Origin of the sequence: Pseudomonas fluorescens Q2-87 (genome assembly GCF_000281895.1) — a bacterium.
Taxonomy (GTDB): Bacteria; Pseudomonadota; Gammaproteobacteria; order Pseudomonadales; family Pseudomonadaceae; genus Aquipseudomonas; species Aquipseudomonas fluorescens_S.
Genome location: NZ_CM001558.1, coordinates 6,203,684 through 6,215,531, shown reverse-complemented (window position 1 = coordinate 6,215,531; position 11,848 = coordinate 6,203,684). Strand labels below are relative to the sequence as shown.

The window sequence follows — 11,848 nt, the reverse complement described above, 5'->3', positions numbered from 1 at the left end:
GTGGGCAAAAAGGGGTAATACGCCTTCGGGCGGCTTTCACCACCCACCGAGAGCAAGCTCTCGCGCCCCAAGCCGCCAACCCATCCACCCAATCAGGGCAACTCCAACCCGCCACCCGCCTTGTGCAACGTGCGCAAATGCTCGCCAACTACTTTCACGTTTTCCTCATTCGCCGCAATCTCAGCGGCGCGGCTCGGTTCCAGCAAGGCCCGGACTTCCTTGTCCAGATCGCCTGTCAGCGTCTGGAGCTGTTTCTGACGCAGGCTGCTTTCCGATTCCAGCCGTTGCCACTCGCTGGGCTGTGGCAACCCGTAGCCGCTGCTGCCCAGCAACTCGGCGGGGCGGCTCAGGAAGCCGCTGTTGGCGAGGATCTGCTGCAGCGTGGCGTTAGCGCGTTCCATGCCGCCGTTCTGCAATTCGCGGGCACCGAGGTAACGCTGTTTGACTTCGTCCTGGGCCAACAACAATTGCCGACGATAACTGGCCTGTTCCAGCAACAACAACGCTGCGCTGGTGCGCAGGTCGGCCTGTGCAAACCACACGCGGCGCTCGGCGGGGTCCAGGGCCAGCCAGTCTTCCACGGTCTGTTGCTTGATCGGCAGGCGCTTTTTCAGCACGTCGAACATCGCCTGGTACCGGTCGCGGAATGAGTCGAAGCGGTAGCCCAGGCGCAAGGCTTCCTTGGGATCGTCCAGCACGCTTGTGTCTGCCAGGCCCCGGCCCTTGAGCACCTCCAGCAGACCGTTGGGCATGATGCTGTCCAGGCCTTTGAGCTGGTCGTTGTTGCTGCCGCTGCGTAGCAGCTTCAGGCTTTCGACGGCGCAGTTGTTGGACAGAAAGTAATAGCTGCCATCGTAGCTCCAGTGCATTTCGGCGGCGTGCTCGACCGTCTCCTCGATCTCGGTGCGCGACAGGTTCAGCGGCACCGAGGCCAGGCTGCGCAGTTCGGTCTTGGTGTATTCATCGATCACCTGGGCCAGCGGCAGTACGAACAGGCGCGACGGGTATTTGCCCACCAGCCCGTCCCAGCTCGACAGCTGCACGTCGCCGACGAAGGCGCGGTACGACAGCACCAAGTGTTGGTCCAGGTCCAGTCGGCAGTCCGGGCCACGCGGGCGGCCCGGTGCGCAGATCACCAGGCGGAGCATGCTGTGGCCCCAGCGGCTGACCCAGTTCTGGTTTGCCTCGGCCAACAGGTAATCGATGGCGTAGACCCGTTCCGGATCAACCTTGCCCAGTGGAGTCTTGGCGAAATCGTTACCGGCATTGAGGAAGGCGAACGATTTGGCGCAGGTGTCCTTGGCTGGGGGAGCCCAGCCGAAGTGTTCCTGGTAATAGCGATACAGCGCGGGCCTTCGGCAGGCGTAGCTCGGGTCCAGGAGGAAGTACTCCATGTTGACCGCAACGAACTCCTTGGGGCTGCTCGTTTCGTAGAGATCCGGGCTGCGGGCGACTTGGCGGTTATGTTGTTCGCGCTCACCGCGACGGCCAACGTATTGCGGCCAGCCGGCCAGGTCCAGCAGGCGCGGGTCATCGCTGAGGGTGAAGCGGCGGTCGTTCTGGCCCCGGCATTCGTCCGGGAGGCCGATCAGCCCGGCGCTGCTGTTGCGTCGGGTGCAGCGTTGGATCAGCGCGCGCTCAGCGTCCGGCCATAAGCGCGAGCGATCATAGATGTGGGTGAGTTCGTGAAGGACCGTGGCGAGCATTTCACGCCGCACGGTGCCGTGGGGACGATGGGTTTTCTGCGTTGCAGCGGTGCCGTCGGCAAGGCTGTCCAGCAGGTTGCGATTGAGGTCCAGTTGCGAAACCAGCGAGGCCTGGCCGTAGGCGTTGGCGGGCATCTGGTCGGTCCAGCCGACGTCGATGCGCCGGTCCAACTGCTCGACGAAGCGTGGCGGCAGCGCCTGCATGGCTTCGTCGAGAAGCGCCTGGCTGGCCTGCTGTTGCGCGGGGCTCAGCCCCTCGGCGTTAAGGTGTAGTCGCAGGCCGGCCTGGGCAATGCTGCCGGTGAGCAACAACACCCCGGCCGCCAGCCAGGCGGCGAGCCGCCTCACAATGCGAGGATGGCTTCGGCGAGAACCTGGTCACTGGCATCGCGGGCTTCCGGCACGCGGGTGCGCAAGGTGTCGAAGGCTGCTTCGAGGTGAGCCCCGCGGATTTCACCGTTACTGGCGACGAAACTGGCCGCGTCGTCGTGGGCTTCACGCACGATTTTGGAATCACGGATGGATGTGGTGGTGTCGGAAGTGAAATCAATCGTGCGCTGGGAAGCGCGAACGATGATGTTACTGGTGGCTACCAGGGTATGTGCCTGGGCCACATCGGCCAATACCAGCAGGCCTAGGGCGGCAGCAATCAGCGGGCTACGCATGGAACGACTCCGGAAAATAAAGATAACTATTGGACGAGAATTGCCTGTGCCAGTTCAAGGTCGCTGACATGAAGTTTCGGCTGGGTCCGCCGCAGGTAATCCAAGGCCGATTCCAGCTGTGCACCTCGCAGCTGTCCGTCACTGGCGATGAATGCCGCGGCATCATCGCGAGCGGCGACGATCATTTTATGGTCGAAGGGCGCGGAGGTCACCATGCTCGTGGCATAGCCGCTGACGACCACCTGCTGGGTAGACACATCGAAGGCTTGGGCCGTGATGGACCAGCAAAACGCTGCAAATGAAAAAACGATGGGCAGATGTGAGTAAAAACGCATGGGGCTCGACGGTTGATAGTGAGCCTGAAGGCTAGCGCAAACCCTCGGTCCAGAGCCAGCGCTGAAACACCGGAACACCTTATGGTGCCCGATGTTTCATGTTGCATCAGATAACCAGAATTGCCTGGGCCAACTGCGCATCGGTGGCGTTCAGCTGGGGTGCCTGTTGGCGGATGTAATCCAGGGCGCTTTCCAGTTTCACGCCGCGAATGGCACCTTCGCTGGCGACGAAGCTGGCGGCGTCATCGCGGGCGGCCTGAACGATTTTGTTGTCCCGCAGCGATGAGGTTGCGTCGGAGCTCGCATCGGATGTGGCCTTGAGAGCGCCGACGATGGAGTCGGTGGTAACGATAAAGCTGCTGGCGTTGGCGTGAGCGGCCAAAGCCAACAGGGCCGTTGCGCTGAGCAGACGGAGACGGGTCATGGTGAAACTCCTTTAACGTAAGGGGGCCTGTGGCGCAGGTAGCTGGTAGAAGAGACGCATCCTCGATTCGCTTCGCCACGTTTGCATTGATATTAGGGCAGAACGCTTCGGCTGACAGCTTTTACCAATGATCCGTGTGCGCATGCAAATGCCAATGACGAAACTGTACTGGTCATCTTAACTATTTTCTTAAACTGTAATTTCCAGCCCATTTTCGAGAATCAAACCCTGAAACGACAAGACCCGTCGCGGTTACCCGCGACGGGTCTTGTTTGTTCAATTCGGTGCTGGCGGTGGACCCGGTGGGTCAGGGCCAGCGACGCTAAGTTAGCGCCAGAACGGCTTGCTCAGCTCTTCGTAGCGTTGTGCTTCGCTGATACCGGCGTCGGCCAGCAGGCGCGAATCCAGACGAGCCAACTGGTGGCGGCTGGCGATGCGGCGCTGCCACAACATCAGGTTAGCGATAACGCGAAGAGGCAGGGAAGCCTGGTTTTTTTCAGCTTTATCTTCGAAAAACAGCTCGGAACTGAGTGTACGTTCCATGGTTGACATCCTTCCGCTTGTGGCGGGATTAGGTAGTGGTTTAACTGGTGCCCATGATCCTCTGGTTTGGCCAGTCTCTCTAGATACAGTTCACTTGTATTGTGAGAGACCAGTTAACTGTTAAACAGCGGTGTGCTGGTCAATATTGAGGCAACTGTACCTATACGCACTGATTTGGTGCGTATTTGGCGTTTTAATAAGAGTTCGTCCGAAAAGACAGTCGAAAACAACCGGTACAGCAGTACAGTTTTTGTCAGGATTCATTCTGGGAGAGCGGCTGACAAAAACTGTATCTACACAACAGCTGATCCAGCTGTATCAAACCGCCAACATCCGCCCGGTTTCTTCCAGGTTCAGGTGCCAGCTCAGTGCATGACGCAAGATATGTGGCGTATGCCCACCTAAAGCGCACGCAGCTTCGAAGTAATCATTCAGCGCCTGGCGGTACGACGGATGCACGCAATTGTCGATGACCACACGGGCCCGCTCCCTTGGCGCAAGGCCTCGCAAGTCGGCCAGGCCGATTTCGGTCACCAGGATGTCGACGTCATGCTCGGTATGATCCACATGGCTGACCATCGGCACGACGCTGGAAATCGCGCCACCCTTGGCGATCGACTTGGTCACGAAAATCGCCAGATGCGCGTTGCGGGCAAAGTCCCCCGAGCCGCCGATGCCATTCATCATGCGCGTGCCGCAGACATGAGTGGAGTTGACGTTGCCGTACAGATCGAACTCAAGCGCGGTGTTGATGCCGATGATGCCAAGCCGGCGCACGACCTCGGGATGGTTGGAAATTTCCTGCGGGCGCAGGACCAGTTTGTCCTTGTACTTCTCCAAGTTTCCAAACACGTCGGCGTTGCGTCGACTCGACAAGGTAATGGAGCTGCCTGAAGCGAAGCTCAGCTTGCCGGCATCAATCAGATCAAACGTTGAGTCCTGCAAGACCTCGGAATACATGGTCAGATCTTCGAACGGCGAATCGATCAGCCCGCACATCACCGCATTGGCGATGTTGCCAATACCGGCCTGCAACGGGCCGAGTTTGTTGGTCATGCGCCCGGCTGCCACTTCCTGCTTTAAGAAGTCGATCAAGTGATCGGCAATGGCCTGCGTATCGCTGTCTGGTGGTATGACGGTCGAAGGCGAATCCGGTTGGTTGGTAATGACAATGGCGGCGATCTTTTCCGGTGGGATCGCAATCGCCGTGCTGCCGATACGGTCATCGACTTTTACCAGAGGAATAGGCGTGCGCGTGGGGCGGTAGGTCGGGATATAGATGTCGTGCAGCCCTTCCAGATTCGGATTGTGCGCCATGTTGATTTCAATAATCACTTGCCGGGCGAAGATCGCGAAACTGGCGGAGTTGCCCACCGAAGTGGTCGGCACAATGTGCCCTTGCTCGGTAATGGCGACTGCTTCGATCACGGCAATGTCGGGCAGCTTGAGCTGGCCGTTGCGCAGTTGCTCGACGGTTTCCGAGAGATGCTGGTCGATGAACATCACTTCGCCTGCGTTGATCGCCTTGCGTAACGTGCTGTCGACCTGAAAAGGCATGCGACGCGCCAGCACACCGGCTTCGGTGAGTTCCTTGTCCAGGTCGTTACCCAGGCTCGCGCCGGTCATCAGGTTGATTTTCAGCGGAGTGACCTTGGCACGCTCGGCCAGGGCGTGAGGAACCGCTTTCGCCTCACCGGCTCGGGTGAAACCGCTCATGCCGACAGTCATGCCGTCCTGAATCAACAAGGCTGCCTCAGCAGCGCTCGTCACTTTTTCCCACAACGAAGGCAGACGGATGCGATCACGGTACATAGGTGGTTATCTCGGGCTGGAAGCAGGATGCGCAGTCTAGTGAATTCGCGCGGTACCCGACCCGCTACAAAAGTCGCATTTCAGGCGTCTATTACGGGGGTTTCAGGCAAAACATCTTTACAGGATCCGTAACGCTGGGCCTTGATACAAATCAAAACGCCCCGACAAGTCGGGGCGTTTTGGCGAAACGGTGAGGATTATTCCACCGCTTTGACCATGTCTTCGATGACCTTCTTGGCGTCACCGAACACCATCATGGTCTTGTCGAGATAGAACAGCTCGTTGTCCAGGCCGGCGTAACCGCTGGCCATCGAGCGCTTGTTGACGATGATGGTCTTGGCCTTGAAAGCCTCGAGGATCGGCATGCCGGCAATCGGCGACTTCGGATCGTTCTTCGCTGCGGGGTTGACCACGTCGTTGGCACCGAGCACCAACACCACGTCGGCCTGGCCGAACTCGGAGTTGATGTCCTCCATCTCGAACACCTGGTCGTAAGGCACTTCGGCCTCGGCCAGCAATACGTTCATGTGCCCCGGCATGCGCCCGGCCACCGGGTGGATCGCGTATTTCACGGTCACGCCATGGTGGGTCAGTTTTTCGGTCAGCTCCTTGAGCGCATGCTGTGCCCGCGCCACCGCCAGGCCGTAGCCCGGCACGATGATCACGGTGTCGGCGTTGGTCAGCAGGAAGGTCGCATCGTCAGCGGAACCGGATTTAACCGGACGGGCTTCCTTGGAACCTGCCGGGCCAGCGGCATCCGCTGTGTTGCCGAAACCGCCAAGCAGCACGTTGAAGAACGAACGGTTCATCGCCTTACACATGATGTACGACAGGATCGCACCGCTTGAGCCTACCAACGAGCCGGCAATGATCAGCATCGAGTTGTTCAGCGAGAACCCGATACCCGCTGCAGCCCAGCCCGAATAGCTGTTGAGCATCGACACAACGACGGGCATATCGGCGCCGCCAATCGGGATGATGATCAGCACGCCCAGCACGAACGCCAGGGCCAACATCAAGGCGAAGGCGCTGAGATTGCCGGTGAGCATGAATGCCAGGCCCAGGCCCAGGGTTGCCAGGCCGAGGATCAGGTTGAGCTTGTGTTGACCACCGAACTGTACGGGTGCGCCTTGGAACAGGCGGAACTTGTACTTGCCCGACAGCTTGCCAAACGCGATCACCGAACCGGAGAAGGTGATCGCACCGATCGCTGCCCCGAGGAACAGCTCCAGACGGTTGCCGGCCGGAATCGAATCGCCCAGCTGCTTGACGATGCCCAGGGATTGCGGCTCAACCACTGCCGCGATGGCAATGAACACCGCCGCCAGGCCGATCATGCTGTGCATGAACGCCACCAGCTCCGGCATCTTGGTCATCTCGACGCGCTTGGCCATGATCGAGCCGGCGGTGCCGCCGACTAGCAGGCCGACGATGACGTAGCCGATACCGGCGGTCGCAAGCTCAGCACCCAGCTTATAGATGAGGCCCACGGTAGTGAGCACCGCCAGCGCCATGCCGAGCATGCCGAACAGGTTGCCACGGCGCGATGTGGTGGGGTGCGACAGGCCTTTGAGGGCCTGGATGAAACAGATGGACGCGATCAGGTAGAGCGTCGTTACCAGGTTCATGCTCATTACTTGGGCGCCTCTTCTTTTACGGCTTTCGGGGCTTTTTTCTTGAACATCTCAAGCATGCGGCGCGTCACCAGGAAGCCGCCGAACACGTTCACGGCGGCCAGGGCCACGGCGAGTGTGCCCATGGTTTTGCCCAGCGGCGTCACGGTCAGCGCGGCGGCCAGCATGGCGCCGACGATCACGATCGCCGAAATGGCATTGGTCACCGCCATCAACGGTGTGTGCAGTGCAGGCGTTACGTTCCAGACCACGTGGTAACCGACATAAATTGCCAGCACAAAGATGATCAGGTTGTAGATACCGGGGGAGATAAGCTCTTCCATTGTCTGAATCCCTGCTTAGGCGTTTTTACGGATGACTTGGCCGTCGCGGCACATCAGGCACGCGGCGACGATGTCGTCTTCCAGGTTCACGTCGAACTGACCTTCCTTGGTGAAGACCAGCTTCAGGAAGTCCAGCAGGTTGCGGGCGTATAGCGCCGAAGCGTCGGCCGCGACTTCGCCGGCCAGATTGGTCGGGCCGCAAATGGTCACGCCATTTTCGATCACGACCTGATCAGCCACGGTCAGCGGGCAGTTGCCGCCTTGGGCCGCTGCGAGATCGACGACCACCGAGCCAGGTTTCATCTGCGCGACGGTTTCGGCACTCAGCAGCGTCGGTGCCTTGCGGCCCGGAATCAGCGCGGTGGTGATGACGATGTCAGCCTGTTTGGCGCGCTCGTGCACGGCCTGGGCCTGGCGCTGCATCCAGCTGGCAGGCATGGGCCGGGCGTAACCGCCGACGCCGACGGCGCATTCACGCTCTTCATCGGTTTCATAAGGCACGTCGACGAACTTGGCGCCAAGGGATTCGATTTGCTCTTTTACCGCAGGACGCACGTCCGAAGCCTCGATCACCGCGCCCAGGCGCTTGGCCGTCGCAATCGCCTGCAGCCCGGCCACACCGGCGCCGAGAATCAGCACGCGCGCCGCTTTCACGGTGCCTGCGGCAGTCATCAGCATCGGCATGAAGCGTGGGTAGTGATGGGCGGCCAGCAGCACGGCCTTATAGCCGGCGATGTTCGCTTGGGATGACAGCACGTCCAGGCTCTGTGCGCGGGAGGTGCGTGGTGCGGCCTCGAGGGCGAACGCGGTAATGCCGCGTTCGGCCAGCTTGCCGATGGTTTCGTTGTTGAACGGGTTGAGCATGCCCACCAGAACGGTGCCACTCTTGATCAGCGTCAGCTCGCTGTCGCTGGGGGCGACCACCTTGAGGATCAACTCGGCGCCGAACGCCTCGCTGGCGCTGCCAATGGTTGCGCCCGCTGCTTCGTAGGCACTGTCGATAACGCTGGCTTTAATACCGGCGCCGCTTTGGACAGTGACTTTATGGCCTTGGCCGATCAGCTTCTTGATGGTTTCCGGGGTAGCAGCAACCCGTGTTTCACCCGTTTGGGTTTCGAGGGGAACACCAATGTGCACGTCAAATCTCCTGCGTGATCTTATTGAGTAAACCCAGGCACTTCGGATGGTGCGACTGGGGCGGCCGATCAGCACGATCCCGCCGAGACAGGCGGGGCGCGGCATTTTGCAGGCGAAAATTCAGCCCTTCAAGGGATTATGACGTGTGACGGAAAATTAACTACAAGTCACCCTGTGACCGAATGTCGCAACCGACAGATGAAGTCCCTTGCAGGCCTTGATTTAAAAGGATCTACGCAGTCCAACCGAAAATTATCCCATCGCTAAGATGAATGAGGCCTTATGAGCGGTTCGTTATGGCTCAAAGCCACGTAGCTCAACGGTTTGGGACGATTGTACTGAGTCATAAACAGTTCCAAAAAATGCGACAAATATTTATATCTGTAGGGTTGTCGGATGTTCTACTACCTATTTCAAAGCCCATAATAGCCTTATTTATCAAGGTGATAACTTCTCGCCTGTTCCACCAGCCAATCACGAAAGGCTTTCAGTGATGCGGATTCGACTTTTCGTTCTGGAATCATCAGGTAGTAAGCCTTAATGCTCGACAGGGCGTTGCTGTTGGCAACCACCAAGCGTTTTTCCGCCAACTCGCGTTGGATCAGGAATGGCGGGATCAAGGCAATCCCCATGTCGTGCATCGCTGCTTGGGCAAGCATTGAGAATAGTTCATAACGTGGTCCTGTCAGGTCGCGCGCGATGTTCAGGTTTTGTGAGTTGAACCATTGGCGCCACGCATAGGGGCGTGTGGTCTGCTGAAGCAAGGGCATTTCGGCAATGGCTTCTGGCGACAGGCCGTCACGACCGTCTAATAAAGCTGGGCTGCATACCGGCATCGGATTTTCTCCCATCAATTTGTGGGATTCGGTACCGGACCAATCCGCATCTCCGAAATAGATGGCGGCGTCGAAGTCCGTGTCTGCAAACAGAAACGGACGCGTGCGGTTGGTCAGGTTGACGATCACTTCCGGATGTCGCTGCTGGAAGTCCTTCAGGCGCGGTAGCAGCCATTGGGTGCCAAACGTCGGCACCACCGCCAGTTCAATTACGTTCGCGCCGGTGTGTCCCATCACCGAAAGCGTGTCACGTTCGACGGCGTCCAGTTGAGTGGCAACCCGGCGACTGTAGGAAAGGCCCGCTTCGGTCAGCTTGACGCCGCGACGTGAGCGACGGAAAAGCTCCACGCTTAGGAAGTCTTCCAGGCTGGCGATTTGCCGGCAGACCGCACCTTGCGTTAGAGACAGCTCTTGCGCGGCCTTGGTAAAGCTCTCGTGGCGTGCAGCAGCCTCGAAACTGATCAGGGCGGCAGTGCTGGGAATTTTGCGACGCATGTACGGCTACCTCACTCGTCATCGATATAAACGGCGTTTTAGGCACTTTCGGAGTGAGAAATTAGCACAACAGCATGCGGAATCCTCGTTTGCCCTTGTAGGAAACGGAGCCTAGGATCAATCCACGATTATTCATTCAATTGGTGAGGACTCTTTCATGGCCGGTAAAGCGAGCTTCAATTGGATCGACCCATTGTTGCTGGATCAGCAGCTCACTGAAGAAGAACGCATGATCCGCGACACTGCCGAGCAATTCGCCCAGCAAAAGCTCGCGCCACGGGTGCTGGAGGCGTTCCGCCATGAAAAAACCGACCCGGCGATCTTCCGTGAGATGGGTGAAGTCGGACTCCTGGGGGCAACCATTCCCGAGCAGTACGGCGGTAGTGGGCTGAACTACGTCAGCTATGGCTTGATCGCTCGAGAAGTGGAGCGTGTCGATTCCGGCTACCGTTCGATGATGAGCGTGCAATCCTCGCTGGTCATGGTACCGATCAATGAATTCGGCACCGAGGCGCAAAAACAGAAGTACTTGCCGAAGCTGGCATCGGGCGAGTGGATCGGCTGCTTCGGTCTGACCGAGCCGAACCACGGTTCTGACCCGGGCGCGATGATTACTCGTGCGCGCAAAGTGGAAGGAGGCTACAGCCTGACGGGCAGCAAGATGTGGATTACTAACAGCCCGATTGCTGACGTATTTGTCGTTTGGGGTAAGGACGATGCGGGTGATATTCGCGGTTTCGTTCTTGAGAAGGGCTGGAAAGGCCTGAGTGCTCCGGCTATCCATGGCAAGGTCGGGTTGCGTGCGTCGATCACGGGCGAGATTGTCATGGACAACGTGTTCGTTCCGGAAGAAAACATTTTTCCTGACGTGCGCGGTCTGAAGGGGCCGTTCACCTGCTTGAACTCGGCACGTTATGGTATTTCTTGGGGGGCCTTGGGTGCCGCTGAGTTCTGCTGGCACACCGCTCGCCAATACACGCTGGACCGCCAGCAGTTCGGTCGTCCGCTGGCTGCCACTCAGTTGATCCAGAAGAAGTTGGCCGACATGCAGACAGAAATTTGCCTCGCCTTGCAAGGATGTCTGCGTCTAGGACGTATGAAAGATGAAGGTACCGCCGCGGTTGAGATCACCTCGATCATGAAGCGCAACTCCTGCGGCAAGTCCTTGGATATCGCGCGCATGGCGCGGGACATGCTGGGCGGCAACGGTATTTCCGATGAGTTCGGCATCGCTCGTCATCTCGTGAACCTGGAGGTGGTGAACACTTATGAAGGCACTCATGACGTACATGCGCTGATTCTTGGGCGTGCGCAAACGGGTATCCAGGCGTTCTATTAATAGGAGAACGGCCATGGGCGCGCTTTCGCATCTGCGGGTATTGGATTTATCGAGAGTATTGGCAGGGCCGTGGGCCGGACAGATCCTGGCGGACCTGGGGGCGGACGTCATCAAGGTCGAACGTCCCGGTAATGGTGACGATACGCGCGCCTGGGGCCCGCCCTTCTTAAAGGATGCTCGTGGTGAGAATACGACTGAAGCGGCTTACTACTTATCGGCCAACCGTAACAAACAATCGGTCACCATCGACTTCACGCGTCCGGAAGGGCAGCGTCTGGTAAAAGAGTTGGCGGCCAAGTCCGACATCCTGATCGAGAATTTCAAAGTCGGCGGGTTGGCGGCTTATGGGTTGGATTACGAGTCGCTGAAGACAATCAATCCAGAATTGATCTACTGCTCGATCACTGGTTTTGGTCAGACCGGCCCTTATGCCAAGCGCGCTGGCTATGACTTTATGATTCAAGGGTTGGGGGGCTTGATGAGCCTCACTGGTCGGCCTGAAGGTGATGAAGGGGCGGGTCCGGTCAAGGTTGGGGTTGCGCTGACGGATATTCTCACGGGGCTGTATTCGACTGCCGCCATTCTGGCGGCGCTGGCTC

General features: G+C 58.7%; 12 protein-coding genes (1 of these 12 only partly in view). 2 read left to right on the top strand and 10 right to left on the bottom strand.

Translation table 11 applies throughout. The features are described from left to right. Positions 1-92: 92 nt before the first annotated feature. The 10 genes from PFLQ2_RS00605 to PFLQ2_RS00650 all read right to left on the bottom strand — a co-directional run bounded on the left by PFLQ2_RS00605 (position 93) and on the right by PFLQ2_RS00650 (position 9,910). Positions 93-2,054: a DUF4105 domain-containing protein gene (locus PFLQ2_RS00605; RefSeq protein WP_003187022.1), complete on the bottom strand. Its 1,962-nt coding sequence runs from the start codon at positions 2,052-2,054 to the stop codon at positions 93-95. Next, complete coding sequence (locus PFLQ2_RS00610; protein ID WP_003187020.1) at positions 2,051-2,371, bottom strand: DUF2388 domain-containing protein; 321 nt, start codon at positions 2,369-2,371, stop codon at positions 2,051-2,053. Before PFLQ2_RS00610 ends, PFLQ2_RS00605 begins: the two co-directional genes overlap by 4 nt. A 26-nt stretch (positions 2,372-2,397) precedes the next feature. After that, positions 2,398-2,706 carry a DUF2388 domain-containing protein gene (locus tag PFLQ2_RS00615; protein ID WP_003187017.1) on the bottom strand — a complete coding sequence of 103 codons (309 nt, stop codon included), beginning with the start codon at positions 2,704-2,706 and terminating at the stop codon, positions 2,398-2,400. A gap of 106 nt (positions 2,707-2,812) precedes the next feature. After that, positions 2,813-3,130: a DUF2388 domain-containing protein gene (locus tag PFLQ2_RS00620; protein WP_003187016.1), complete on the bottom strand. Its 318-nt coding sequence runs from the start codon at positions 3,128-3,130 to the stop codon at positions 2,813-2,815. A gap of 327 nt (positions 3,131-3,457) precedes the next feature. Beyond that, a complete protein-coding gene (locus PFLQ2_RS00625) occupies positions 3,458-3,673 on the bottom strand; it encodes a DUF1127 domain-containing protein (protein WP_003187014.1) in 216 nt (71 codons plus the stop codon). Between the two features lie 318 nt (positions 3,674-3,991). Continuing rightward, positions 3,992-5,485 (bottom strand): acetyl-CoA hydrolase/transferase family protein, encoded by a 1,494-nt coding sequence (locus PFLQ2_RS00630; RefSeq protein WP_003187013.1) that lies wholly within the window; start codon positions 5,483-5,485, stop codon positions 3,992-3,994. Between the two features lie 197 nt (positions 5,486-5,682). Beyond that, the gene (locus PFLQ2_RS00635) at positions 5,683-7,119 is read right to left on the bottom strand and encodes an NAD(P)(+) transhydrogenase (Re/Si-specific) subunit beta (protein WP_003187011.1); all 1,437 of its coding nucleotides are present in this window, start codon (positions 7,117-7,119) and stop codon (positions 5,683-5,685) included. After that, positions 7,119-7,442, bottom strand: a complete 324-nt coding sequence (locus PFLQ2_RS00640; protein WP_003187010.1) for an NAD(P) transhydrogenase subunit alpha — start codon at positions 7,440-7,442, stop codon at positions 7,119-7,121. The genes PFLQ2_RS00635 and PFLQ2_RS00640 overlap by 1 nt, the downstream gene beginning before the upstream one ends. 15 nt (positions 7,443-7,457) lie before the next feature. Beyond that, a complete protein-coding gene (locus PFLQ2_RS00645) occupies positions 7,458-8,579 on the bottom strand; it encodes a Re/Si-specific NAD(P)(+) transhydrogenase subunit alpha (RefSeq protein ID WP_003187009.1) in 1,122 nt (373 codons plus the stop codon). A gap of 431 nt (positions 8,580-9,010) precedes the next feature. Continuing rightward, positions 9,011-9,910 (bottom strand): LysR family transcriptional regulator, encoded by a 900-nt coding sequence (locus tag PFLQ2_RS00650; RefSeq protein ID WP_003187008.1) that lies wholly within the window; start codon positions 9,908-9,910, stop codon positions 9,011-9,013. Between the two features lie 157 nt (positions 9,911-10,067). Between PFLQ2_RS00650 and PFLQ2_RS00655 the strand changes: the two genes are divergently transcribed. After that, positions 10,068-11,249: an acyl-CoA dehydrogenase gene (locus tag PFLQ2_RS00655; RefSeq protein ID WP_003187007.1), complete on the top strand. Its 1,182-nt coding sequence runs from the start codon at positions 10,068-10,070 to the stop codon at positions 11,247-11,249. 13 nt (positions 11,250-11,262) lie between these two features. Next, positions 11,263-11,848 carry the beginning of a CaiB/BaiF CoA transferase family protein gene (locus PFLQ2_RS00660; RefSeq protein WP_003187006.1) on the top strand. Its footprint extends 635 nt past the window's final position, so only the first 586 of its 1,221 coding nucleotides appear in the window; its start codon is at positions 11,263-11,265; its stop codon lies beyond the right edge, outside the window.